At 64.9% G+C, this 24,435-nt stretch carries 26 protein-coding genes; 15 read left to right on the top strand and 11 right to left on the bottom strand.

The features are described from left to right. Window positions 1-76 precede the first annotated feature (76 nt). Window positions 77-1,897, top strand: coding sequence for a monovalent cation:proton antiporter-2 (CPA2) family protein (locus V2L18_RS02215; RefSeq protein WP_336176174.1), 1,821 nt, complete (start codon window positions 77-79; stop codon window positions 1,895-1,897). A 99-nt stretch (window positions 1,898-1,996) separates the two neighbouring features. On the opposite strand, the gene V2L18_RS02210 is transcribed toward V2L18_RS02215, so the two are convergent. The 3 genes from V2L18_RS02210 to yidD all read right to left on the bottom strand — a co-directional run bounded on the left by V2L18_RS02210 (window position 1,997) and on the right by yidD (window position 5,082). Continuing rightward, entirely contained in the window at window positions 1,997-3,469 is a 1,473-nt protein-coding gene (locus tag V2L18_RS02210) for a RimK family protein (protein ID WP_336176173.1), read from the bottom strand. Then, window positions 3,469-4,632 carry a GNAT family N-acetyltransferase/peptidase C39 family protein gene (locus tag V2L18_RS02205; RefSeq protein WP_336176172.1) on the bottom strand — a complete coding sequence of 388 codons (1,164 nt, stop codon included), beginning with the start codon at window positions 4,630-4,632 and terminating at the stop codon, window positions 3,469-3,471. Before V2L18_RS02205 ends, V2L18_RS02210 begins: the two co-directional genes overlap by 1 nt. A 144-nt stretch (window positions 4,633-4,776) precedes the next feature. Continuing rightward, window positions 4,777-5,082, bottom strand: coding sequence for a membrane protein insertion efficiency factor YidD (yidD, locus tag V2L18_RS02200; protein ID WP_336176171.1), 306 nt, complete (start codon window positions 5,080-5,082; stop codon window positions 4,777-4,779). 365 nt (window positions 5,083-5,447) lie between these two features. Between yidD and V2L18_RS02195 the strand changes: the two genes are divergently transcribed. After that, window positions 5,448-5,864: a universal stress protein gene (locus tag V2L18_RS02195; RefSeq protein ID WP_336176170.1), complete on the top strand. Its 417-nt coding sequence runs from the start codon at window positions 5,448-5,450 to the stop codon at window positions 5,862-5,864. Between the two features lie 61 nt (window positions 5,865-5,925). After that, the gene (locus tag V2L18_RS02190) at window positions 5,926-7,575 is read left to right on the top strand and encodes a BCCT family transporter (protein ID WP_336176169.1); all 1,650 of its coding nucleotides are present in this window, start codon (window positions 5,926-5,928) and stop codon (window positions 7,573-7,575) included. A gap of 39 nt (window positions 7,576-7,614) precedes the next feature. Here V2L18_RS02190 and V2L18_RS02185 read toward each other — a convergent pair whose 3' ends face one another. Further along, the gene (locus tag V2L18_RS02185; protein ID WP_336176168.1) at window positions 7,615-8,076 is read right to left on the bottom strand and encodes an iron-sulfur cluster assembly scaffold protein; all 462 of its coding nucleotides are present in this window, start codon (window positions 8,074-8,076) and stop codon (window positions 7,615-7,617) included. 191 nt (window positions 8,077-8,267) lie between these two features. Between V2L18_RS02185 and folE the strand changes: the two genes are divergently transcribed. Both folE and hisI read left to right on the top strand, forming a co-directional pair. Further along, a complete protein-coding gene (folE, locus tag V2L18_RS02180) occupies window positions 8,268-8,903 on the top strand; it encodes a GTP cyclohydrolase I FolE (protein WP_336176167.1) in 636 nt (211 codons plus the stop codon). A gap of 40 nt (window positions 8,904-8,943) precedes the next feature. Next, window positions 8,944-9,402 (top strand): phosphoribosyl-AMP cyclohydrolase, encoded by a 459-nt coding sequence (gene hisI, locus V2L18_RS02175; protein ID WP_336176166.1) that lies wholly within the window; start codon window positions 8,944-8,946, stop codon window positions 9,400-9,402. 132 nt (window positions 9,403-9,534) lie between these two features. On the opposite strand, the gene V2L18_RS02170 is transcribed toward hisI, so the two are convergent. Both V2L18_RS02170 and V2L18_RS02165 read right to left on the bottom strand, forming a co-directional pair. Continuing rightward, entirely contained in the window at window positions 9,535-9,966 is a 432-nt protein-coding gene (locus V2L18_RS02170) for a CBS domain-containing protein (protein ID WP_336176165.1), read from the bottom strand. A gap of 286 nt (window positions 9,967-10,252) precedes the next feature. Next, window positions 10,253-11,101: a rhomboid family intramembrane serine protease gene (locus tag V2L18_RS02165; protein WP_336176164.1), complete on the bottom strand. Its 849-nt coding sequence runs from the start codon at window positions 11,099-11,101 to the stop codon at window positions 10,253-10,255. Between the two features lie 449 nt (window positions 11,102-11,550). Between V2L18_RS02165 and V2L18_RS02160 the strand changes: the two genes are divergently transcribed. The 3 genes from V2L18_RS02160 to V2L18_RS02150 all read left to right on the top strand — a co-directional run bounded on the left by V2L18_RS02160 (window position 11,551) and on the right by V2L18_RS02150 (window position 14,378). Beyond that, window positions 11,551-12,183: a PAS domain-containing protein gene (locus V2L18_RS02160; protein WP_336176163.1), complete on the top strand. Its 633-nt coding sequence runs from the start codon at window positions 11,551-11,553 to the stop codon at window positions 12,181-12,183. Window positions 12,184-12,491: 308 nt separating this feature from the next. Next, a complete protein-coding gene (locus V2L18_RS02155) occupies window positions 12,492-13,085 on the top strand; it encodes a PilZ domain-containing protein (protein ID WP_336176375.1) in 594 nt (197 codons plus the stop codon). A 774-nt stretch (window positions 13,086-13,859) separates the two neighbouring features. Next, complete coding sequence (locus V2L18_RS02150; protein ID WP_336176162.1) at window positions 13,860-14,378, top strand: transglutaminase-like cysteine peptidase; 519 nt, start codon at window positions 13,860-13,862, stop codon at window positions 14,376-14,378. Between the two features lie 269 nt (window positions 14,379-14,647). Here V2L18_RS02150 and V2L18_RS02145 read toward each other — a convergent pair whose 3' ends face one another. Continuing rightward, window positions 14,648-14,968 carry a hypothetical protein gene (locus V2L18_RS02145; protein WP_336176161.1) on the bottom strand — a complete coding sequence of 107 codons (321 nt, stop codon included), beginning with the start codon at window positions 14,966-14,968 and terminating at the stop codon, window positions 14,648-14,650. A 214-nt stretch (window positions 14,969-15,182) separates the two neighbouring features. Between V2L18_RS02145 and V2L18_RS02140 the strand changes: the two genes are divergently transcribed. Then, window positions 15,183-15,974, top strand: coding sequence for a hypothetical protein (locus V2L18_RS02140; protein ID WP_336176160.1), 792 nt, complete (start codon window positions 15,183-15,185; stop codon window positions 15,972-15,974). Window positions 15,975-16,087: 113 nt separating this feature from the next. Here V2L18_RS02140 and V2L18_RS02135 read toward each other — a convergent pair whose 3' ends face one another. Beyond that, the gene (locus V2L18_RS02135) at window positions 16,088-16,297 is read right to left on the bottom strand and encodes a DUF3126 family protein (RefSeq protein ID WP_336176159.1); all 210 of its coding nucleotides are present in this window, start codon (window positions 16,295-16,297) and stop codon (window positions 16,088-16,090) included. A 92-nt stretch (window positions 16,298-16,389) separates the two neighbouring features. Then, window positions 16,390-17,223 carry a serine O-acetyltransferase gene (gene cysE / locus V2L18_RS02130; RefSeq protein ID WP_336176158.1) on the bottom strand — a complete coding sequence of 278 codons (834 nt, stop codon included), beginning with the start codon at window positions 17,221-17,223 and terminating at the stop codon, window positions 16,390-16,392. Between the two features lie 412 nt (window positions 17,224-17,635). Here cysE and V2L18_RS02125 point away from each other — a divergent pair, with 412 nt between their 5' ends. Then, window positions 17,636-18,460, top strand: a complete 825-nt coding sequence (locus V2L18_RS02125) for an enoyl-CoA hydratase (RefSeq protein WP_336176156.1) — start codon at window positions 17,636-17,638, stop codon at window positions 18,458-18,460. Between the two features lie 373 nt (window positions 18,461-18,833). Here the strand turns inward: V2L18_RS02125 and V2L18_RS02120 are convergent, their stop codons facing one another. Both V2L18_RS02120 and V2L18_RS02115 read right to left on the bottom strand, forming a co-directional pair. Continuing rightward, window positions 18,834-19,811 carry an alpha/beta fold hydrolase gene (locus tag V2L18_RS02120; RefSeq protein ID WP_336176154.1) on the bottom strand — a complete coding sequence of 326 codons (978 nt, stop codon included), beginning with the start codon at window positions 19,809-19,811 and terminating at the stop codon, window positions 18,834-18,836. Further along, window positions 19,808-20,560: an alpha/beta hydrolase gene (locus V2L18_RS02115; RefSeq protein ID WP_336176152.1), complete on the bottom strand. Its 753-nt coding sequence runs from the start codon at window positions 20,558-20,560 to the stop codon at window positions 19,808-19,810. Before V2L18_RS02115 ends, V2L18_RS02120 begins: the two co-directional genes overlap by 4 nt. A gap of 237 nt (window positions 20,561-20,797) precedes the next feature. On the opposite strand from V2L18_RS02115, the gene V2L18_RS02110 reads away from it, so the two are divergent. The 5 genes from V2L18_RS02110 to V2L18_RS02090 all read left to right on the top strand — a co-directional run bounded on the left by V2L18_RS02110 (window position 20,798) and on the right by V2L18_RS02090 (window position 24,343). Continuing rightward, window positions 20,798-21,049 (top strand): zinc-finger domain-containing protein, encoded by a 252-nt coding sequence (locus tag V2L18_RS02110; protein WP_336176151.1) that lies wholly within the window; start codon window positions 20,798-20,800, stop codon window positions 21,047-21,049. Window positions 21,050-21,060: 11 nt separating this feature from the next. Next, window positions 21,061-22,308, top strand: a complete 1,248-nt coding sequence (locus V2L18_RS02105) for an FAD-dependent monooxygenase (protein WP_336176149.1) — start codon at window positions 21,061-21,063, stop codon at window positions 22,306-22,308. 176 nt (window positions 22,309-22,484) lie between these two features. Then, a complete protein-coding gene (locus V2L18_RS02100) occupies window positions 22,485-23,243 on the top strand; it encodes a competence/damage-inducible protein A (RefSeq protein ID WP_336176147.1) in 759 nt (252 codons plus the stop codon). Between the two features lie 76 nt (window positions 23,244-23,319). Then, window positions 23,320-23,826, top strand: a complete 507-nt coding sequence (gene gpt, locus V2L18_RS02095) for a xanthine phosphoribosyltransferase (protein ID WP_336176145.1) — start codon at window positions 23,320-23,322, stop codon at window positions 23,824-23,826. 127 nt (window positions 23,827-23,953) lie between these two features. Further along, window positions 23,954-24,343, top strand: a complete 390-nt coding sequence (locus V2L18_RS02090) for a hypothetical protein (protein ID WP_336176143.1) — start codon at window positions 23,954-23,956, stop codon at window positions 24,341-24,343. The last annotated feature ends 92 nt before the right edge of the window (window positions 24,344-24,435 follow it).

Here is a 24,435-nt window from a genome sequence, read left to right as displayed (position 1 = left end):
TCGGCGATGCAAACTTGCAACGGGCCGGCTACCTTCCATTTTCCGGCTTCCCTGCCTTATCGGAGATGCGCGCGCCGTGCCCTGGTACCACCCCGACCATGTCGAGATCTTCTTCTGGGAGGCTCTGGCGTTGCTCGTCGTCTCCTGCGTGCTGGTGCCGCTGTTCCGGCGCCTGGGGCTCGGCACTGTGCTGGGCTATCTAACAGCCGGCGTCTGCGTCGGCTCGGGGCTATCGCTCAACTTCGACGTGCCGGCGGAGGAACTGCTGCATTTCGCGGAGTTCGGCGTGGTGCTGTTCCTGTTCGTCATCGGGCTGGAACTGAAACCTTCCCAGCTTTGGACCATGCGCCGCAAGATCTTCGGGCTGGGGCTGGCGCAGGTCGCGGTTTGCGGCGCGGTGATGACCCTGCCGCCCTATCTCTACGGCCTCGGCTGGAGCGCGAGCATCGTCATCGGCGCCGGCCTTGCGCTTTCCTCCACAGCGCTCGTCATGCAGATGCTGGACGAACACGGCGACCGAGCCGAGCCCTATGGCCGCGTCGCCTTCTACATCCTGCTGTTTCAGGATCTCGCCATCGTACCGCTGTTGCTGCTGGTCCGCATGCTGTCGCCGCACGGCGAGGAGCCGAGCCTGACGGATGCGCTGACAAGCGGTGCCATCGCGGCCTGCGCCATCGCGCTTCTGGTCCTTGTCGGGCGATACCTGCTGGAGCCAATCTTCCGGCTGCTCTCACGCACCCGCCTGCCGGAGATCATGACGGCGAGCGCGTTGGCCACAGTCATCGCCGCCGCCCTCGTCATGGACATGGCGGGCATGTCCTACGCCATGGGCGCCTTCATCGCGGGTGTCCTGCTGTCGGAATCCTCCTTCCGCCACGAGGTCGAGGCCAACATCGAACCCTTCCGCGGGCTCTTCCTCGGCCTGTTCTTCATTGCCGTCGGCATTTCGCTCGACCTGCGGGTGGTGGCCGCGAACTGGCTTCTCATTCTCCTGGCAGTGCCGCTGTTCATGACGCTGAAGGGCCTTGCCACGCATTTCGTGCTGCGCGCCGGTGGCTTGCCGCCTCATTGCTCGCGGCTAGCGGCCCTGTCGCTGTGCCAGCATGGCGAATTCGGCTTCGTGCTGTTTTCCACCGCCGCCGGCGCCGGGGTTCTGCCGCACGACATCGCCTCCATCCTCGTTGCGGTGATTTCCTTCTCCATGGCCGCCGCCCCTTTCGCCGACAGGTTGCGCCCCCTCATCGACGGCCGCACGGTGCCGGAAACCATCGACGAGGATTTTTCCGACGCAGGCGGCAACGTGCTCGTCATCGGCTTCGGCCGCATCGGCCAGGTCGTGACGCAGTCGCTGTTGGCCGCCGGCGCGTCGGTGACGCTGCTCGACAACGATCCCGACCGTATCCGCGAGGCCCGCAGGTTCGGCACGCGCGTCCACTTCGGCGATGGAACGCGCCGCGACGTGCTGCGCGCGGCGGGCGCAGAAGGCGCCGACCTCATCGCCATCTGCTCCGACCGGCCGGAACAGACGGTCGGCATGATCGAGATGATCCGGCGCGAGTTTCCGAAACCGAAGCTGATTGCGCGCACGTATGACCGCATCCATTCCATCCAGGTCGCCAATCTGGGCCTCGATGCGGAGGTGCGCGAGACGTTCGAATCCGCCGTGCGTCTCGGCGCTCACGCACTTGAAGCGCTGGGGCTGGACGAGGCGCGGATCGAGGAGACGATCGCCGACGTGCGCCACCGCGACCGCGAACGCCTGCGCGAACAGATCCGCGCGGCCGCAGGGGCGGCTGGCCGCCAGGAGGCGATCGAGAAGGTCCGCCCCGAGCCGCTCGCCCGGCTGAGGCGCAAGGCGGCGGAAATCAGGGACGGCAAGAAGATGCCGTCGGCGTGAGGGAGATGGAAGAGGACGTTTCCGGCATTGCCCGCACTGAACGTCTGGCCAACCCTGAGAACCAGTGCCGCGAAGCGCCCACGGTCTCCTCCCGCTCACCTACCCCGAATAATGCTCATCAAGCCGGCGCACGAACCACTGCACCAGCCGGTTCCAGACGAATTCCTTCTCAGCCGCGTCTTCCACGCCGTGTTCGAGGTTCGGATTGTCGTTGACCTCGATGACCACGCAACGTCCGTCCGTCTCCTTGATATCGACGCCATAGAGCCCCGGCCCGATGAGGCGCGCGGCACGCACGGCGTTGTCGATCACCTCCGGCGGTGCCTCGTTCAGCGCGCAAGGGCGGAAATCACCCTCCACCGACGGCTTGCCCTTCTCGTGATGGATGATCTGCCAGTGCTTCTTGGCCATCATGTACTGGCAGGCAAACAGCGGCTCGCCGTCGAGCACGCCGACGCGCCAGTCGAACTCGGTCGGGCAGAATTCCTGCGCGAGCACCAGATCGGACTCCTCAAACAGCTCCTTCAGCCGCGCTTCCGCCCCCGCCCGCTCCTCCACCTTGAAGACCCCGCGCGAGAACGAGCCGTCGGGGATCTTCAGCACGACCGGATAGCCCAGCCGCTCCTCCATTTTCGGCACATCCTTGAGCGAGCTCATGATCACCGTCTTCGGCGTCGGAATGCCGTGCGCTTCCAGAAGTTCGGCCAGATAGACCTTGTTGGTGCAGCGGATCATTGACACCGGGTCGTCGATGACCGGCATCCCCTCCTGCACCGCGCGCTTGGCGAAGCGGTAGGTGTGGTTGTCGATCGAGGTCGTCTCGCGGATGAACAGCGCATCGTACTGGGCAAGCTGGTGGTAGTTGTCCTTGCCGATCTCCACAACCTCGACGCCGTGGCGCTGGGCGAGCTTGGCGAGATAGCGCAGCGAAGCGGCGGAGGTAGGCGGCAGAACCTCCTTCGGATTGCGCAGAACGGCGAGCGAATATTTCAGCTGGGCCCGGGTCTTGGGCGCACGCCAAGAGCGGCGCGAATAAACTTCCAGCGCCTCGTGGAAGAAATTCCGGTCCTCATCGGAAATATCGTGAATGGAGACGGTGCGGATGCGGTCGATGGTCGACCACTCGCCGCATTTGACGGTCACCTGGATGAGCGGCGCGCGAAACCAGTCGAACAGCAACCGCGCGAACCGCATGTAGCGGACCTCGCGCACCGAACCGAAGCACACCGTGATGCGGAAGGTGCCCTCGTCCTGTTCCGCCTGGCCGCGCAATTCGCGGTTGAGCGTGTCCTCCAGTTCCGGCAGCGCGATGCGGTAGAGCGTCTTGCGCGACAGGTCCACCATCGTCTCCACGTTCGGGATGACACGGTGACCGCGCGCCGCCGCCAGCAGCGAGGCGTAATAGCCCGCGCCCTGATAGGCATAGGACCGGGAGAGATTGACGATGGTGGGGTGCGCGCCCCGGAAGAGCCTCGGGCTCGTGATGTATTCGCGCACCGTCATGACCTTGTGCGGAGTTTCCGCGTTCGAAAAGTCCTTGGCGTGATCGACAAGGATGACCCATGCGGCCATCAGGCAGCCTTTCTGAGGAGAATCTGCGCCCGGACGCCCGCACGGCCCCAGCGGGCCATGCGGTCGAATGCGGCGTCCGGAATCGGGAGGGAGGAGGAATCCGTGGCGCTCTCGAAGCCTTCGTATTCGAGCCAGGGATCGTGGATGACGAGATGGTCGGGATCGGCCGCATGGACGATGACCCAATGCGGCTCGCGCCGACCGAACATCTGGTAGCCGGAGATCAGCACAATCGCGACGGCCCCTGAAGCGATCGCCGCGGCGAGATCCCGCGGCGACAGCGGCTCGCCGGAAACGGGAATGCCCATCGCCTCGGCCTGATCGCGATAGTCCTGCTGGGCAATGATCATGACGCGCTGCTTCTCCGGATCGCGGACCGAATTGAGAAACAGGAAATCGTCGGTATTGAGACGGATCTCGACGTCGAGTCCGCGCCGGGCGGCGGCCACCGCCAGACCGTAGGGACCACAGCCACCAAGCCCGGATGCGAGATAGATCGTCGTCGCCTCGCGCCACAGCCTGAGTTCCAGCGTCTCGTCGAGTTCGGTCTCGGGCAGAAAATGCTTCAGCGCCATCGCGAGGCAGGCCGGACCGCAGGTGAACTCGGTCGACTGGTTGTAATAGGGCACCGTAGAGCGCGCGAGATCGGCATCATGCAGAAGCTTCTCGTAGCGCAGCGCGGTTTCCCCGTCCTCGTAATAGTCGGGCACGCTGCCGCAGCGGTGGTAGCCCGCCGCCTCGTAAAGCCGGCAGGCAACCGCGTTGTCACGCCGCACCTCCAGCCGAAGGACGATCCGCCCGCGCGCAAGCGTCGCCCATTCGCAGGCCGCCAGCAGCCGCCGCGCAATGCCCTGCCCGCGCCTGTCGGGGTCGACGGCGAGCGAATAGAGCCGCGCCAGCCCGGTGCCCGCGCGCGTGAGGAGCACCGCTGAACCGGCAAGCCCCAGCCCGGCCGGCCCCTCCGTCTCGGCCACCAGGATCTGCGCGCTGTCGACCTTGAGCATGTGGCGAAAGCTGCGCCGGCTGATGCGGTCGCCGGAAAAGCAGCGCGCCTCCAGCGCCACGAGCGCTTCCAGGTCGTTAGGACGGGCGGATCTGACGGAAGCCGGAGACGGCGAGCTGAGCATGGGATCGGAGCGGAAACTCTGGGCCTGCAATGGCATGCGGCAATGTTCATGCGAACGGGGCCCCGACGGGACGACACGCCCCCGCCTGGCCCAGAACGCTCGCATTATACAGCAGTTTCGGATTTCGCGGAAAAAACCGCTCCCGCGCAAACGCTTATGCACCGTGGCGGCGCGCCCACTTCACGGCAGGTCGATACGCGTCGTCGGATCGATATGCCGCCCCGTCCAGCGGCCGTAGCGCCAGGGCATGTACCAGTGCGCGTTGCCGGGCACATCGTCGGGCACGGGATCATAGCCGCTCGCACCAAAGGGATTGCAGCGCAGGATGCGCGCCAGCCCCATCCAGCCGCCCGGCCAAAGGCCGAAACGGACGATCGCCTCCTCCGTATAGGACGAACATGTCGGCTGATACCGACAGGAACGCCCGAAAAGAGCGGAGAACGTGTAGCGGTACAACCGGATCAACAGGATCGCGACGGTCTTCATGAACCCTCCCGCAGGAACCTGCGGCCCATCGATCACGCCTCTCGCGCCCGGTCAAGTGCCGACATGACCTGCTGCCCCACTGCTGGAAAAGCACTGGCACGAATTGTGGCAAATACGTGTCAAAAACAGGTCAACACTTCACATTTCAACCTGGATCTTACCTATAGTTATATATAGATTTTTTTGTATCTATAAGTATATCTGTAATTCTATTTGTTATTTACAACTTACGTCCGCCGCATTGAAAAATATAGCCAGACCGGCTATGAATATTTTTCCGTATCCGCTTGGAACTCAAGTTGCATTCTATGCGTTCTATAAACCCGGAAGAGGCGTCTCGGCGCCTGAAACCGGAGGGGGATTATATGTACAGCAAGATCATGGTTCCGGTAGACCTGGCCCATGCAGACAAACTGGAAAAGGCGCTGCGCGTCGCGGCGGATCTGTCGCGCCACTACGAGGCTCCGATCCTTTATGTCGGCATCTCGTCCGCCCTGCCCGGCCCAGTCGCCCGCACGCCGGAAGAATTTGCGAAAAAGCTCCAGGCGTTCGGGCAGGCCCAGGCGAAGGAGCGCGGGATCGAGGCCGAGGCGCGCGCCTACACGAGCCACGATCCGGCCCGCGATCTCGACACCACGCTCGCCCGCGCGATCAAGGAAAACGGCGTCGACCTCGTGGTCATGGCAACCCATGCGCCGGGGGCGCCGGAATACCTGTTCGCCTCCAACGCCGGCTACCTCGCGCAACACGCGCCCGTATCGGTCTTCGTGATCCGCGACTGATCCCCTGACCGCCAGCATCTGAACCGGCTCGCATTGCCGGCAAGAATTGAGAGAGACGCCCATGAGCGACGACCAGTCTGCCCTAGTCCCCGATGGGGAAGCCGACGTCATCGACACCGAATACGAGATCGGCCAGGACAACATCCAGCCCCAGATCGGGCCCTTCGGCCTTGATATCCACAACCCCGTCTTTCTGATTTCGGGGCTTGCCATCGTCGCCTTCGTCTTTGTGACACTCGCCTTCCAGAACAGTCTCGGTCCGGCCTTCAGCGACCTGAGGAACTGGCTGACCGCCTCGCTGGACTGGTTCTTCCTCTCTGCCGCCAACGTCTTCGTTATCCTTTGCCTGGTGCTCGTCGTCTCACCTCTGGGCAAGGTGCGCCTCGGCGGCACAGAGGCAGAACCGGAATATTCATATTCGGGCTGGTTCGCGATGCTGTTTGCCGCCGGCATGGGCATCGGGCTGATGTTCTACGGTGTGTCCGAGCCGATCACCCACTACGGCACGTCGGTTGCGGCGGCCGCCGGTTCGCCGGAGAGCTGGGCGCCGCTCGGCGGAGCCCCCGGCAACATCGCCGAGGCCGAGAAGCTGGGCATGGCGGCGACCATCTTCCACTGGGGCCTGCACCCCTGGGCGATCTACGCGATTGTCGCGCTGGCGCTGGCACTGTTTGCCTACAACAAGGGCCTGCCGCTCACCATGCGCTCGGTCTTCTATCCGGTGTTCGGCGAGCGCGTGTGGGGCTGGACCGGCCACATCATCGACATTCTCGCGGTCCTGGCCACGCTGTTCGGGCTGGCCACCTCGCTCGGCTTCGGCGCCTCGCAGGCCGGTGCCGGCCTCCACTTCCTGTTCGGCCTGCCCGACAACACCACCATGCAGGTCGTGCTGATCATCATCATCACCGGCATGGCGCTGACCTCGGTGGTCGCCGGCCTCGATGCGGGCGTGAAGCGGCTTTCGGAAATCAACATGGTGCTGGCGGCGCTGCTGCTGCTGTTCGTGCTCTTCACCGGCCCGACCATGGCGCTCCTGCGCGGCTTCTTCGACAACCTGATCGCCTATGCCGAATACCTGCCGGCGCTGTCGAACCCGGTCGGACGTGCGGACGACAATTTCCGCCAGGGCTGGACGGCCTTCTACTGGGCCTGGTGGATCTCCTGGTCGCCCTTCGTCGGCATGTTCATCGCCCGGGTTTCGCGCGGGCGCACGGTGCGCGAGTTCATCACCTGCGTGCTGCTGATCCCCTCGCTGGTCTCGGTCTTCTGGATGACGGTGTTCGGCGGCACGGCGATCCACGAGGTCGTCAACCAGGGCTACCAGGCCGTCACCGATGCGGACCTGCCGCTCAAGCTCTTCGTGATGCTGGAACAGCTGCCGCTGCACCAGATCTCGTCCTTCATCGGTATCATTCTGGTGATTGTGTTCTTCGTGACGTCGTCGGACTCCGGCTCGCTGGTGATCGACACCATCACGGCGGGCGGCAAGGTGGAAGCCCCGACGCCGCAGCGCGTCTTCTGGGCGAGCTTTGAGGGACTGGTCGCCATCGCGCTTCTGCTCGGCGGCGGACTGACCGCCCTTCAGGCCATGGCGGTCTCCACAGGCTTCCCGTTCACCATCGTGCTGCTGCTCGCCTGCTATTCCATCGTTCAGGGTTTGCGAAGCGAACGGCAGGTGGTCAAGGAAGCGGAAGCGCAAGCGGCCGAGTAGGATCGCAACACATTGACAGGCAGGCGGGACGAGGACGCATTAGGCGTCCGATCCCGCCGCCGCGCCGGCGCCGGCCTTCGCCAGCGCCTGGTCGACGGCCTCCACCGTCGCCTCGAAGGTCAGCATGGTGGAGGCATGTCGCGCCTTGTAGTCGCGCACTGGCTCCAGCACGGCACACTCGGCGAACCGGCCTTGAGGCGGCGCGCCGTTTTCCTTCAGCATGGCGCGCATGGCATCGCGCACCTCGTGCAACTCCTCGGCCGTCGCGCCGATCACATGGCTCGCCATGATGGAGGAGGACGCCTGGCCCAGCGCACAGGCCTTCACGTCGTGGGCGAAGTCGGTGACGACCCCGTCCTCCACCTTCACATCCACGACCACCGTCGAGCCGCACAGCTTGGAATGGGCCTTGGCGCTTCCGTCAGGATCGTCCAGCCGCCCGAGCCGCGGGATGTTGCCCGCCAGTTCGAGGATCCGGCTGTTATAGATATCGTCAATCATGCTCGCCTCGAAAACGGCCCCCGCCTTCACTTGGGGGCACGACAGTCTATATAGGGAAACCGGGCGGGCCTGTCGCACGTCGCTTCGACGCAAGGCCCGCCGCTTCGCCTTGTCCGGTCTATCTTCTATATATGGATGCGGCCGGCCCCGGCCAGCGCCGGACGTGACAAACCCAGATGGAGAGGTCCGAAATGGACGCCGTCGTGAAAGCCGCCAACAACAAGGACAACGACAAGGCCGCACAGCGACCGGACACGGGCCCGCGTCCGACCCGCGCCGAGGCCGAGGAGGCCGTGCGCACCCTTCTGGCCTATGTCGGCGAGGACGTGACCCGCGAGGGCCTTCTCGATACGCCCCAGCGCGTGATCCGCGCCTATGAAGAATTCTTCAAGGGCTATGGCGAGGCGGCGGCCGATTATCTCGGCACGACCTTCGACGAGGTCAACGGCTACGACGACATCGTGCTGCTGCGCGACATTCCGTTCTATTCCCACTGCGAGCACCACATGGTGCCCTTCATCGGGCACGCCCACATCGCCTACTATCCCAAGGGCGGCGTGGTCGGCCTGTCGAAGCTCGCACGCGTGATCGACGTCTATGCCCGTCGGCTGCAGACGCAGGAAAACCTGAGCGCGGAGATCGCCGCCGCGATCGAGACCGCACTTCAGCCCCGCGGTCTGGCCGTGATGATCGAGGCGGAGCACCAGTGCATGTCGCTGCGCGGCGTGCAAAAGGCGGGTGTCACGACCGTGACCACCCGCTTTACCGGCGTCTTCCGCGAGAACCCGGCCGAACAGGCCCGCTTCATGATGCTGGTGCGCCGCTGAGCGCGCTCTTCCGTCGTCCCTCAAGGCAAGACAGAACCGCATGACCGAGACCCGCTTCGCCCCGCAGACAGACAAGGCCGAAACCGAGACCGGCGCGATCCTACGCCCGAAATTCGATGCGGACGGCCTGATGCCCGCCATCGTCACCGATGCCGACAGCGGCGAAGTGCTGATGCTCGGCTACATGAACGAGGGTGCGCTCGCGCGCACCATCGAGGAGGGCGAGGCCTGGTACTGGAGCCGCTCGCGCCAGGAATACTGGAAGAAGGGCGCGACCTCGGGCCAGGTGCAGCAGGTCGTGGAGATGCGCACCGACTGCGACCAGGACGCGATCCTCATCAAGGTGCGCGTGGCCGGCAACGGCGCGACCTGCCACGTCGGCTACCGCTCGTGCTTCTACCGCACGGTGGAGCTGGGAAAGTCGGCCTCGGCCGAAACGAAACTCTCGATCACGCAAGAACGCGTCTACGATCCCAAAGAGGTCTACGGCAAGGATTGAGCGGCGCGCAGCAGCGCCGTCTTTCTTTTCGTTTCGTCGCATACGATTGTCATCCCCGCCTCTGCCGGGATGACAGCCGTTCGCGCGGCGAAGGACGCCAATGACGGGCGTCCTCGCGGCGGTTGGACCGCCTTACGCCATGGCGATGTAGGAGCGCATTTCCTCCGCCTCGCGCTCGACCTGCTCGATCCGCCACTTCACCACGTCGCCGATGGAGATCACGCCGATGATCCGGCCCGACCGCGTCACCGGCAGGTGACGGAAGCGGCCCTTGGTCATGCGCGCCATCGCCTGGTTGATGGTGTCGTCCTCGATGCAGGTTTCCACCTTCGTGGTCATGACATCGGCGGCCGGACGCTTCAGGGCCGCATCGCCATCGCGCCCCACGGCCCGCACCACGTCGCGTTCCGACAGGATACCGGCAATGCCGTCATTCTTGTCCAGCACCATCACCGCGCCGATGCGATGTTCCAGCAAGAGCTTGCAGACGTCCTCGAGGGTCTCCTCCGGCCTGATCGAGAAGACCGAATTGCCCTTTTCGTTCAAGATTGCGCCGACAGTCATCGCTTCCTCCACTCCTGTTCGGTTGAAGATCGACCTCCTGGAGCAGCCTTTCGGGGTGGCCGAAGACCTGCGGATGCGGGGCCCGCAAAGCGCCCTGCCTCAGCACGTACCGGACGACGCCACGCTGACGCCGCCTTCGACGGACCGGGCAAGGCCGCTCCCGTAAACCTCACCCGCCGGCGGCACCGTTTCCGGACCCGCCGTTACGTCAGGATTGTCTCAAAAAAGAGCGCGTTCGTGAACAGCATTGTCACCGACGGTCCGAACGTAGGGCTATCGCTCCTGCTCAGCGCCGGCGCGGCACCGGATCGAACAGCGAGAAAAGCGCCAGTCCGGCGATGAAACCGCCGATATGGGCCTCCCAGGCGATGGTCGGAGAATTCCCGCCGAACGACAGTGAGCCCATGCCGAAAATCAGGTTCACCGCGAACCAGACGGCGAGAAAGGTCAGCACCTGCGGATTCGAAAGCGCCCGGGCGAGCGATGTCGCCGGCTGACGATAGGCCGATGGATGGTTGCCGCGCATCATGCCGAGCGGCCCGCCGTGATCGAAGGCGAAACGGGCCACCGCCGCCATGTGACCCGAAATCGCCGCCGAGGCGCCGACCACCGGGATCGGTTCGCCGAAATGGGTGGCCAGATGTGCCGCAGCCCCTGCGATAGCGGTGACGGCGGAAAAGCCAAGAAACCTCATTGTGCCGAACCGGCGGGCAAGCGCCGAGCCGAAGACGGCAAGCCACAATGCGTTGAAGGCGAGATGGGTGAACGACCCGTGCAGGAAGGCATAGGTGAGAAAAGTCCACACCTTCGCGCCCTCCCCGCCGGGAAGTGTCGCCCCGCCGAGCGCCTGCGCCAGCACCTCGGGCGAAGCATAGCGAAGCGGCAGGAAGGAGAATTCCAGCAGGAACTCGTAGTCGGTCTGCGGCGTGAAGACGAAAACGCGCAGAAGGTGGACACCGGCGAGTACGGCAATCAGCGCCAGAACGACGCCGGGAAGGTTGAACAGCGGCTCGCCCGCAGGCGGGCGCCGATCCTCGTTCAGCATCGGGCGGGCGGTCCACTGGCCAAACTCGTTCGCGGGCCCGCCTCCCTGATCGGAATCATCGTCGGCGATGGGGTCTTTCGGGTCCTGCATGGAAGACGGCTCCGGGGCTGTGACTTGGGCGAGTGACTTGGGCCAGTGACTTGGGCCAGTGGCTTGGGCCAGTGGCTTGGGCCAGTGGCTTGGGCCAGTGGCTTGGGGCGATGACTTGGGGCGGTCGTGGCTATCGTGGCTGCCCGACAGGAAGCGTTGCAAGGTGAAGTCCCTGACCACATAGGCGCGCTTGAGGGCGGAGACAATCGTCAAGACACGTCACGGCTTCGCCGCTGTCCACAGACTACCCCCGGTTGTTAACCATAATGGCAGGTAAACCCGACGGAATTGATGTCCAAAACGGTGCTGGCATGTAACCTGCTCTTAACCATTCCAGACCGCCACCGAGTCCCGCGTTGAACGTCGAACCGGCTCAGACCGGGACACGTACCTGGGACAGCGCAACACAAGCGGCGGCCGGAAATGGACACCGAGTGAGGCATCGAGACATGAAACACGCCACGACGCAGGCGCTTTACGACTATTGGAACCGGCTTCGCGGATCCAAGCCGGCGCCGGAGCGCAGCGAGATAGAGCCTGGCGACATCCGCACGGTTCTGGGCGACACGTTCATTCTGGAAGCCGTCGAAGACGAAACCTATCGCTTCCGGCTCGCGGGCACGCGCATGTGCGCCGCCTTTTGCCGCGAACTGAAGGGCCGCGATTTCCTGCGCATGTGGACGGACAAGGACCACGAGGCGATGGAGACGATGCTTCAGGCCATCACTAAGGATGCCGCCGCCGCGGTGCTCGGCGTGGAGGGGCGCACAGACCGCGGCCAGACAGTGGGCATGGAGGTGCTGCTGCTGCCTCTGCGCATGCGCGATCAGGGCTATTCCCGGATCCTGGGCAGCTGCACGATGATGGAAAAGCCCTATTGGGTGGGAATCCATCCCGTGGTGAAGCAGAGCATTTCGAGCCTGCGGCTGATATGGCCGGACGAGCAGCCCTTCTTCCTGCGCAAGGTGGGCGCGGGCAACGAGGCGCATGCCATCGTCACGACGCCGGCCCAGCAGCTTGCCTACCGCCGGGTCGGGCATCTGACCGTCTACGAAGGCGGCAAGAGCCAGGCCGAAGCCTGAGACGAGCCGGCCGCGACCGGGGCGCGCGCAGATCGCGCGATAGACGCGACAACGATCGTGCCGAAATCCTGTGCCACCATCGCTTTTTTCTTTCCTAGCGGCAGCGAAGATCGCAGCGGCAAAATGCCAATTAATGACGATATTCAGTTATGATCTAACCGGTTGTTAACGTCGCTGCTCCTAGGCTAGCGACCGAGAACGCCCAGACGCGAATACGGAGCGGCGGTCGAATAGGAGATCTTTCCCGGATGGCGCCCGCTCAGGCCACGCTCGCCCCCGAGGCAACAGCCCCGCAAGCCAACAACCGCATGGCGCAGTTTGCCGGCAAGACGCCGGACAAGCGGCGTTTCCAGCGGGTCAAGGTGAGCCTGCTCGGGCGGTTCATGCTGGAGAACAGGCGCGAGTACCCCTGCCAGGTGATCAACATGTCGCCCGGCGGCGCCGCCGTCGTCGCTCCGATGACGGCTGAGGTGGGCGAACGGATCATCGCCTATATCGATCACATCGGCCGGATCGAAGGAAAGGTCGTGCGTACCTTCGATGGCGGCTTCGCCATGACCGTGAACGCCACGGCGCGCAAGCGCGACAAGCTTGCCAACCAGCTCACCTGGCTTGCCAACCGGCACGAGCTGAACCTGCCGGAAGACCGTCGTCACGATCGCTTCACGCCGGAAAACTCCGTCTCGCGCATCGAGCTTGCCGACGGCCGCGAATACACCTGCCGCGTCATCGATGTGTCGCTGTCGGGCGCGGCCCTCGCCACCACGGTCAAGCCGGCCATCGGCACGCCGATCGTCCTCGGCAAGATGCGCGCCCGCGTCGTGCGCCACACCGAAGAAGGCATCGCGGTCGAGTTCGCCGCGGTCAAGGACATCAACATCATCAAAGACCAGATTTCCTGAGACGGAGCGCCGTTCGCGCCTGCGAACGGAAAGCATCAGGAAAGACGACCGGCATCCTGACCGGATCGCGGCGGCATGACGGACACTTCGCCCGACACGCCCAAAAGCCGAACCGCAGCCCGAGCCGCTGCCCCTCGCAGGACCGCACCGCCGGTTTGCGGCATTTTCCAAAACGACACGCCTTCAGAAACTGCCCGGCCTGCCGCTCCGGTCCGATGCCGGACTGAACCGCCAACGGCCGAAGCAATGCCAGTCGCGATATCATCCACGCCGCCCATGGCGTGAAAGGCCCGCGGGTTTGCCCCCGGACGGGCACGCGATCTCCGGTCGTTTGACGAAAATTTCAGGAAAAAAGCACAGCACCATTTCCCGTTTTTTGGCCGGCAGACCGTTCCGGTCACGACCCTCCCCGTCCCTTTTGCGGCCCGCCGCGCCCCCTTCCCTTGCCATCATCGCGTCACCTCATCGGCCTCAAGGCCGCACGCCGCCTCGATGGATAAAATTTGAATCAAATTCGCGTCTTGTTTTCCGAAAAATCAAATAAAAATCCTATAAAAATCGCATAAAACTCAATTACTATTATCTCTCAATTCGATTTCACTTCTATTTTTAAGTTTAGCTCGACATAAAAAGACAATTGCTAGTGTCAAACCAATCAAACGGGGATGGTTTGACATGAAGTATGGGGAAATTCTATTTGCGGTCGCTGTCGCGATCGTATTCAGCACAGGTCTTGCGGAGTTCGGCAGAGCGGCGGAGGGATCGGAGCCGTTCATGCGGGCATCCGGCGCGACCACCGCGCCCGTGGGGCATGTGGAGTTCTGCAAGCACTGGCGCGGGGAATGCGGCCCGACCGCGAACCGGCCTCAGCTGATGCCGCTCAGCCGGGCACGCTGGGACGAGCTGCTCCAGGTGAACGCCGACGTGAACCGCAGGATCAAGCCGGTTTCCGACGAGGAGCTCTATCACCAGGCCGAGGTGTGGACCTATCCCACCGATGCCGGCGATTGCGAGGATTATGCGCTGCTGAAGCGGCGGATCCTGATCAGCCGCGGCTGGTCGCCCTCATCGCTGCTGATCACCGTGGCACGCGACATCGACGGCGGCGGCCACGCGGTGCTCACCGTTCGCACCGATCGCGGCGATCTCGTTCTGGACAACCAGATCGAGGCGGTGCTGCCGTGGTATCGCACCCCTTACCGCTACATCAAGCGCCAGTCGGCGACCAATGCCGGGCGCTGGACAGCCATCAACGACGATCGCGTCGGAGCAGTCGCGAGCATTCCGCGGTAATCGCCGCGGATACCCGGCGCGGCGCATGGGACGGAGCGCCGATCGTCACGGGATAACGGAACCGCATAACCAGGTCGCTTCCCCCGTCCCGTCCCCAGACCGGTTATGCGTAGGCCGGCTCGCCTCCCCCAAGGCGGGCCGGCCCCCCCTTTGCGGGAGACAAGTGCTCCCGCCCACTGTTCTGTCTCAAGGCCCGGCCCGGAAGGCCCCGGCCTCTCCTCTCCCTCAACCATGCAACGGCAGACGTGAGCCCCCGTTGGCGCGAGCATTCACGTCAGCGCGACGAAGACGATATTGAGGATGAGAATGCCGGAAAAAAGGCTCCACATGCCGGCGATGGTGGAACTCGCCACCAGCCAGCCGATCGGCCGGCGCTCGACGCGGCGCCCGCGAATGGCGTGCCGCATGATGATGAACGGGCCCGCGAGAATGCACATGACCATGCCCCAGGCGAAATCCATGGCTGAGCGCGCATCGAAATCGAAATTCGGCGCGCGATCCGTCACGAGCTGAAAAAAGCTCCCGATCAGGCCGGCCAGCACGAAGCCGATACAGATCGCATAGGTTGCGGTGAGCGCTTGCGTGAGCACGCCGTTTACCTCTTGTTAACGCTAAAGAGCCAAAGTCGACTCGGACAAACTCCACGTTTACGACTCGTTAAGCAAGAGCCATGCCTGCCCGCAAGGCAAAAAACAGGCGATAAACAGTGGCCAAGGCGGCATGAAAAGATTGTTTGCACGTCCCGAAACGGGACGAGCGCATCGCACCGGGACGCAATCTCTCGCCCCGGTCGGCTCCGGCCGCATGCCCCTCGTCATCCCCGACCCGGTCCCCGTCAGTCGCTGGCAACTGCCAACGCTCATCGCGCTTCTGTCGATCGCCGGCATCGCGATGATCGCCCACCGGGTGGTCACGCTCGGCGAAATCCCGACCCCGCCGCGCTGGACGACGCAAACGGCCCCGGTGGCCCTTTCGCTTGCGGGCCATGACATGAGCGTTCCGGCGAACATGATCAGCAATTTCGACCAGCGTTCTGGCGGGGTGCAGGAAAGGCTCGACCTCACCGTGCGCTGGCCGACGCTGGCCGGCTACGACAGCACCAGCGCCGCTCTCTTCGAAAAGGGTGACCGGTCGCTCATCCGGATCTGGATGGAAAAGGGAAGCACCGCGGTGACGAACGCGGGCAATGCCGCGCTGGGCGATGCCGGCAGGCAGGCAGCCGGCGCGGCGGATGGCCGGCAGACGGACGCGGGATTAGCGGGCGACGAGACGCTTCGCCCGGAGATCTATCCTGTCGCCGGCGGCCTGGTCGCGCGCGCCTTTGCGCCGTCAAGCGCGCATGCCAGCGAGGAAATCGTCTACGAGGCGGCCTCGCTCAGATCGGCGGACGAAACGCCTTACGCGGCACGCTGCCAGAAATGGGACATACGGGAGGCGACCTGCCTGCGCCGCATTCCCGTCGCCCACGGGCTGACGCTCACCTACCGCTTTCCGCGCGAACGGCTCGCCGACTGGGGCCGGCTCGACCGCTCGGTCACGGATCTGGCGAAAGGTTTCCTGGTGAAACAGCACACGGCGCGGGAAGACCGCCGATAGGACACGCCGGGTTCCGGTGGGATGCGACGGAACGGGACGCGCTGGCGGCCCGGAACCATCCGGTGCCGCCGCATCGTGGATGCGCGCGGAGCCATTGTCCGCGTATCACGGTCTCAGTCCAGATCGATCTCCAGGATCGCCATCTGGAAGTTGTAGCTCAGGTCCTCGTCCTCATCGTCGCGATAGATCACGCCGATGAATTCCTCTCCGAGATAGACCTCGGCGGAATCGTCCTTGCGCGGCCGTGCGCGCACCTGCAGCGCGGGCACATTGAACGTCTTCTTCAGATAGGCTTCGAGCTTGCGGATCTCGTCTGGCTTCAAGGTGCCTCTCCTTAAGGGGTCTTTTCACGCCCGCGGTCCGCGAACGCTCTCGCCCCCGGGTCTACATCACGTCACAGGCCCCTTGCCACCCCTCAGGACTCGTCTTTTTCAGGCTTTTCACCGAAGAGCTGGTCCATCGAGCGTGCAGGCTCCGCGCAGCCCGAGGTCCCGACGATGCGGGCGGGCACGCCGGCGACCGTGGTGTTGGGCGGCACCGGCGACAATACAACAGACCCCGCCGCGATGCGCGAGCAATGGCCGAGTTCGAAATTGCCGAGGATCTCCGCCCCCGCGCCGATCAAGACGCCGCGCCGCACCTTCGGATGGCGGTCGCCGTCGCTCTTGCCGGTGCCGCCGAGCGTCACGCCCTGCAGGATCGAGACATCGTCCTCGATCACCGCCGTGGAGCCGACGACGACGCCGGTGGCGTGATCGATAAAGATGCCGCGCCCGACGGGCACCTGCGGATGGATATCGACCTGAAAGACCTCCGAGGTGCGCGACTGCAGGTAGAGCGCGAAGTCGTGCCGCCCCCGCCGCCAGAGCCAATTGGCCAGCCGGTGCGCCTGCAGCGCGTGGAAGCCCTTGAAATAGAGGACCGGCTCGATGACGCGGTCGCAGGCCGGATCGCGGTCGACGACGGCCATGATGTCGACCCGGAAGATCTCGCCCAGCACCGGCTCGTCGGCCAGCGCCTGCCGGTAGGTCTGGCGGATCAGCGCGCCCGAAAGCGCCGGATGGTCGAGCCGGTCAGCCAGCCGATGAACGACCGCGTCTTCCAGACTGTCGTGATTGAGCACGTTTTCCATGATGAAGCCGGAAAGCCCCGGCTCTCGCTCGATCGCCTCCTGCGCCTCCCCGCGCAGACGGTCCCAGACGGGATCGTGGCTTGCAAGCTCGGCAGACAAACGGGTGGACTGGCTCATGCCCTGCTCCTCATACCCCAGTCATGTTCTCGAACGCCCTGCTCCGCGAACGCCGCGCTTTCGAACATGCGCTCCGCAGAAAGCGGTGCCGCGAAGGACTGGCTTCGCACACGCCACCTCGGAAAATCCGACAGCTCCGCCATTCCCGTCCGTTCGAAGCGTCCCGGCCGCCGGTGGTCGCCCCTTCGGCGCAAGCCGGTCATCTCCCTAACATAGGGTCTTGAGATCGAAAACCAGCATCTTGGCGATTTCCCGATGCCGTCACTCCCGGCCGAGACCACCATGCGGCCAGTGGCGCCCGGGGTAAATCGTGCGAAGGTACGGTGCCGAGAAAGGCGTTTTTGCCTTTTCCCCTGCATCGTCGCGGCCTTAAGAAGACGCTACGACAGGTCGAAAAGGATATGGCGCCGATATGAACACTTCCGAAACCACCTCCGCAACTTCCGGCCAGACGGCTGGTCGGATCGACGTTTCCGTGGAGCCGCCGTTCGGCTGGCTGATCGTCGACAACGAACGCCGGCGCAACGCGGTCACCCTCGACATGTGGCGCGCGCTGCCGCAGGCGGTGGCCGATCTTGCCGATGACGAGCGCGTGCGCGTCATCGTGTTGCGCGGCGCGGGCGAGACCACGTTCGTCGCCGGCGCCGACATTTCCGAGTTCGCCGAAGTGCGCAAGGACGCGGAAAGCGCGCGGGCCTACGAGGCCTCGAACTCCGCCGCCTTCGACGCGCTGCGCGCCTGCCGCAAGCCGACCATCGCCATGATCCGTGGCTTCTGCATGGGCGGCGGCGTGGGTCTGTCGGTCGCCTGCGACCTGCGCTTTGCGAGCTCTGATGCCCGTTTCGCGATCCCCGCGGCCCGGCTCGGCGTCGGCTATCCGGCGGGCGCCGTGCGCGACGTGGTCAAGCTGATCGGCCCGGCACGCGCAAAGGATCTCTTCTTCTCCGCCCGTCGGATCGAGGCGGCGGAGGCCGATACCCTCGGCCTCATTGACCGCGTCAGCGAACCGGAGGCTCTGGAGGCGGAAACCCGCACCTATGCCGAAACGGTCGCCGCGAACGCCCCCCTCACCCAGCGCGCCGCCAAGGCGGCCATCGACGCGGTATCCGCAGACCCGGCAGACATCGACTGGCCGGCCATAGAGGCCCTCACCGACGCCTGCTTCGCCAGCGCCGATTTTGCCGAAGGCCGCACAGCTTTTCTCGAGCGCCGCAATCCCATCTTCACCGGCCGCTAACCATTTTCGTGCAGGATTATCGAACAGATCGACGCGCAGCCCCCATGGCGGAGCGGACGCTGATTCAGAACTTCAAGAACCTGAATCGGCATGTGAGGTCCGCGCGCCGAAAAACCGTCTCAGCAAAACTTCGTAAGCGATTCCAGCGACTCGCATTTCCTGCGGAACGCGCTGCGCAGGGACAGGCGACGGCGAGCCGCCGCCCGTCTCCAATCTTGGTAAATGCGAAGTTAAATTTCCCTCGCAAGGGATTCGCGGGACTCGCCTTTTCGGCCCCAAGTCCTCCGGCACCGTTCGCCCGCACCACCGCCCTGAGGCGTGCGGCGACTTGAGCGCCGCGCCTCAAGGGATTCTCAAACAACGGATTTCGCGATCAGCGCCCGCCGATCGAGCGAATGAAATCAACCGCCGCATCGGCGAAGATATCGTTGCGATCGCCCGCCACCATATGGCCCGCTCCCGTGACATCGCAGTAGCGCGCATGCGGAATTAGTTCCATAAAATGGCGCGCGCTTTCCTCGGGAACGAGCTCGGAGCTTCCGCCCCGCACGAGCATCACTGGAATCGTCAACCCACGAACGACCTCTTCCATCCGCGCGATGTCCTCGGCCGCGGTGGAGCCGACGCTGAACTCTCCCGTCAGAAAGCGCGGGTCCCAATGCCAGCGGTAGCGGCCGTCGTCGTGCAGGCGCAGGTTCTTGCGCAGCCCCTCGGTGGAACGCGGGCGCTTGCGGTTGGGCAGATAGGCCGCCACCGCATCGGCCGCCTCCTCCACGGAGGCGAAGCCCTCGTGCATGCGTTCCGCCATGAAGCCGGTAATCCTGTCGACGCCGTCGGGGTCCATGCGCGGCACCACATCGACCAGCACCAGCGCGTGCAGGACGCCTTCGGCACGCATGCCGTGGGCCAGCGTCGAGGCGATGCCGCCGAGCGAGGCGCCGATGGCGACGGGCGCCGCGCCGAATTCGCGCCGGATCGCCTCCGCCACGGCGACGATGTCGGCCGCATAGTCGCGAAAGCGGTAGTGACCGCCCTCCACCCACGCGCTCTCGCCATGACCGCGCTGGTCGATGACGATCGCTGTCATGCCGTCACGCGCCAGCCGCTCCGCGGTCCCGGCCCAGGAATAGCGCGTCTGCCCGCCGCCATGAACAAGCAGCACCGGCGCGCCTCCCTCGCGTCCGGCGCGCTGCTCCTCGGGCATCTCCGCCCCCTCAATCCCGGCAGCATCGGCCCCTATGGCATCGGCCGGCTGATAGATATCGGCCTCGATCCGGTTGCCCTCCGCCCCCTCCAGCTGGCGCGTTGTCCACCGCACCTCCACCACGTTGTCTCCTCCCGTTAACTTCACTCCGTCTCCCCCAGAAATTCGAGAACGCCCTCTTTGTAGACCTTGTCTCCCACCGCCAGCATATGATCGCGTCGCGGGATATCCAGAACCCGCGCATTCTGCATCAGGTCGGCGAGTTTTTGCGCGGATCCTGAAATCTCGTCGCGGGTGCCGACCGCCACCAGGACAGGCACAGAAATGCGCGCCACATCCTCCTGGCTGATCTTCTGTCGGGAAGACCGCATGCAGGCGGCGAGCGAAAGCCGGTCCGACTTCGTCTGGTCGGCGAACTTGCGAAAGGATCTCCCGACGGGGTCGCTCACCTCCTCGATGGAGACCGCCTCCAGCGCCTGCGCGATCGGCTCGGGATCGCCGACGCCCGTGACCATACCGTAGCCCAGCCCGCCGAAGATCGCCCGGCGTACCCGATCGGGGTGGTTCAGCGCCAGAAAGGCGGTGATGCGCGCGCCCATGGAATAGCCCATCACGTCGGCTTCGCGAATGCCGAGGTGATCGAGCAGCCGCCGGGCGTCTTCCGCCATGATGGGCGCGCCGTAGGCCTCCGGATCATGGATCTTGCCGCTGTGCCCATGGCCGCGATTGTCGATCGCGACGACCCTTCGCCCGGCCTTCACGAGCAGATCCACCCAGCCGGTGTGAACCCAGTTGACGTCCTTGTTGGAGGCGAAGCCGTGGATCAGCAGGATCGGCTCGCCCTCCCCTTCGTCGAGATAGGCGATGTCGGTTCCGTCGGAGTTGAATGAGGGCATGAGCTTCTGACGTTTACGTAAAGGATATGATTGCGAGGGGCTCCACACTAAGGCCATAAGTGACGGCGCGAAAGAGGGCGCGCAACGCTCTGTCGGGCATGGCGTGACAGCGGACGCTCAGAGGCGTTGACACATGCCTCGGCCGCGACACAAAAAGTCACGAAATACCTCTACCCATCCGGCAACTCGCTCGCTATTGTCGCGCCGACAACCAGCAGATGAGATTGGATCGACACCATGGCGGATCAGGTCATTCCCCATTTCCAGAATGACGGCGGTGTAGAAACCATCAGGATCGGCGCACACGAATTCATGTGTATCGGCGCCACGCCGCCGTTCGATCATCCGCATGTTTTCCTCGACATGGGCGACGATGCCTCCATCGTGTGCCCCTATTGCTCCACCCATTATGTCTACGACGGCGCGCTGAAGCCGGAGGAATCGGATCCGGCCGGGGCTCTGTGGGTTCCGGCAGCCGCAGCCGAATAGCGCGGCCTGCCATGACCAGCCTCCAGACGAGAGGCCCCGACCAGGATGCGTTTCCGCGCACGGAGAACGTCTGGCCTGTGGCCAAGAGCACCAAGAGGCGGATCGTCGTCGCCGGAGGGGGCATTGGCGGCCTGACTGCCGCGCTTGCGCTTGAGCGGGCCGGGTTCGCCGTGGACGTCCTTGAACGTTCCGACACGCTCGGCGAGGTCGGCGCGGGCATCCAGATCTCCCCCAATGCCTGGCGCGTGCTGGACGGCCTCGGCGCCATTCCCGCGCTCGAGGACGCCTTCGTCCATCCCGACGTCATCCGCATCCATTCCGTACGCGCCGGCGGACTGGTCGGTCGCGTGCCGATCGGCAAGACGGCGCTTCGCCGCTACGGCGCGCCCTATTGCGTCGTCCATCGCGGCGACCTGCACCGGGGTCTCGCCGAGACCGCCAGCACCCGCCCCGACATCGACATCCATCTCGGCGTGACCGTGACGGATGCCCAGGAGGACGAGGACGGCATCACCGTCGAGGCCAAGGGCGCCGACGGCGTTTCCAGCTACCGCGGCGAGGCGCTGGTCGCCGCCGATGGCGTCTGGTCCACGGTTCGCCGCCGTCTGCTGCGCCTGCCGTCGGCCGACTTTTCCGGCCGCATCGCTTTCCGCGCCACGGTGCCTTCCGAGATGGCGCCCGACCTCGCATCCTTCACCGGCCTGTGGATGGGCGAGAGCACGCATCTCGTCCACTATCCGATCAGTGGCGGCCGCGAGATCAACTTCGTCGCCATCGTGGAGAGCGACTGGCGCGAGGAGACCTGGTCCACACCGGCCTCGCGCGAGGAGGTCATGGGCCATTTCGCAGACTGGCCGGCTGCCGCCCGCCGCCTCCTGGAAATGCCCGACAGCTGGCTGCAATGGGCGCTGTGCGATGTCGGGCCCGGCACGATCTGGGCGGAGGGCCGCGTGGCCCTGATAGGCGACGCCGCGCACGCGATGCTGCCGTTCATGGCGCAGGGCGGTGCGATGGCCATCGAGGATGCCCATGTCATCGCCCGCTGCCTTGCCAGCGACCCGGACGTGGATGAGGCGCTGCTCGCCTACGAGCGCGCCCGCAAGGATCGCGTGGAGCGCGTCATGCGCGCGGCCCGCGACAATGCCCGCACCTATCACATGAAGGGCGTCATGGCCTTCCTGCGCGATGCCGGCATCCGCTATCTCAGCGGCACGCGGCTGCTGGCGCGCTTCGACTGGATCTACGACTGGCGGCCCTGACCGGAGCCCCCCCGACCAGAGCCCTCGACCGGCGGCCCATGCGCGTCCTCCGAGAACTGACGCCGCTGCCCTTTTCGCCGCGACCGACTTTTTGCCGAAGGTTTTTGCCGGAAGCTATTTCCACCGGCGGGCAAGTTGTTCTAAGACATCCGGCCTGACCATTCAGGAGACGGAAAATGGGCGAGGCCGCGCACCCGGCTGACCAGCAGATCGTGACGGCGGGCTTCGTCGTCATCGGCGACGAAATTCTTTCAGGACGCACCAAGGACAGGAACATCGGCTATCTGGCCGATTTTCTTACCGCGCACGGCATCGATCTGGCCGAAGTGCGCATCGTTCCCGACGAAACCGACCGCATCGTCGAGGCAGTCCGGGCGCTGAGCGAGCGCTACACCCACGTCTTCACATCCGGCGGCATCGGTCCGACTCACGACGACATCACCGCCGACGCGGTTGCGGCCGCCTTCGGCGTCGGCATCGACTTCCATCCCGAAGCCGTCGCGCTGCTTTCCGCCCGCTATGGCAATGCCGACCTCACCCAGGCCCGCATGCGCATGGCCCGCATTCCCGACACCGCGAGCCTGATCCCCAATTCCGTCTCACAGGCCCCCGGCTTCAAGATCCGCAACGTCCATGTGCTCGCCGGCGTGCCCTCGGTTTTCGAGGCGATGCTCGAGGCGCTTGGCCCCACGCTCGCGCACGGCACGGTGGTGCTGTCGCGCGCCATCGACGCGCACTTGCCGGAAGGCCGCGTGGCCGACGACCTGCGCCGCATCCAGAATGCCCATGCGGGCGTCGCGATCGGCTCCTATCCGCAATATGACGGAAAGACCTTCACCACCCAGCTGGTGATACGGTCGCGCGATGCGGCACTTCTGGACCGCGTCGCCGCCGAGATCGAGAACGCGCTGACGCGCCTTCGCGCCCAAGCCTGAAACACACATGGCCTGATATAAACATGGCCTGAAACGAACACGAAAAAAGACAGTCTGCAGGAAAGGTTCAAGACCGATGGAACAGGGGCAGCCGAAGGCCTTTCCCGTTCACTGGGAGCAATTTCACCGCGACGCCCGCGCCCTTGCGTGGCGGCTCGCCGGTCAGGGCGAATGGAAGGCGATCGTGTGCATCACCCGCGGCGGCCTTGTGCCGGCGGCGATCGTGGCGCGCGAGCTCGGCATCCGCAACATCGAGACGGTGTGCATCGCCTCCTACCACGACTACAAGGACCAGGGCTCGCTTGAGGTGATCAAGGCGATCGACCCGGCCGTGATCGGGCTCGACGGCGGCGAGGGTGCCGGCGTTCTGGTGATCGACGATCTGGTCGATTCCGGCAATACGGCCGCCCAGGTGCGCAAGATGCTGCCCAAGGCCCATTTTGCGACCGTCTATGCCAAGCCCAAGGGCCGGCCGCAGGTCGACACCTTCATCACAGAGGTTTCCCAGGACACCTGGATCTACTTTCCCTGGGACATGGGCTTCACCTTCCAGCCGCCGCTGACCAACGAGACCAAGGGCTGACGCCCCTCACGGCGGGCCGCAAGCGCGCGCGGCCCGCAACCGCCTTTTTTTGCCGATAATCCACATTGACACAAACGTGATTGCGGCTCATTACCGTCCGCCTCCGCCGCTTGGTATCACCGCATACATGATGTCCAAAACCGCCCGCCTCTCCTTGCACGTCTTCGCCACGCTCCTGCTCGTGGCCGCCATGCTGACGGGCGTGTGGCAGCAGAACCATGTCCTGCGCCAGTTGGCGGACCCGCATCCCGCACCCCCTGTGGAGCGCGTCGCGGCGCACACCGAAGCGGGCGCGCGCGGCGTGCAGGCCGGCCGGAACGGGCTCGATCGCTCCTGCCCACGGCTGCTGCATCTGGACGCGACCCTTGCCTGGGGACCGCCGACGCCACGCCATGCAGGCTGCGCGATCGCGCATGAGACGGCAGCCCTGCTGACGCCGGAAGAAAACGCCCGGAACGTCGCAACGCCCCCTCCCCGCATGCGCCCCGGGCAGCATGCGCGCAATCAGGTCACCTGAACGCGCTGAAGCTGCCCGCTCTCCAAGTGCCCGCAAGAACCACGCGCACCAGTCCGGGTGCAGGCACGGTTTCGGGCTCTTCGGCATCGGTC

The sequence above is a fragment of the Breoghania sp. JC706 genome (assembly GCF_037026715.1).
Taxonomy (GTDB): Bacteria; Pseudomonadota; Alphaproteobacteria; order Rhizobiales; family Stappiaceae; genus Breoghania.
The sequence above is the reverse complement of the archived record's forward strand: the minus strand, read 5'-3'. Positions and strand labels throughout refer to the sequence as shown.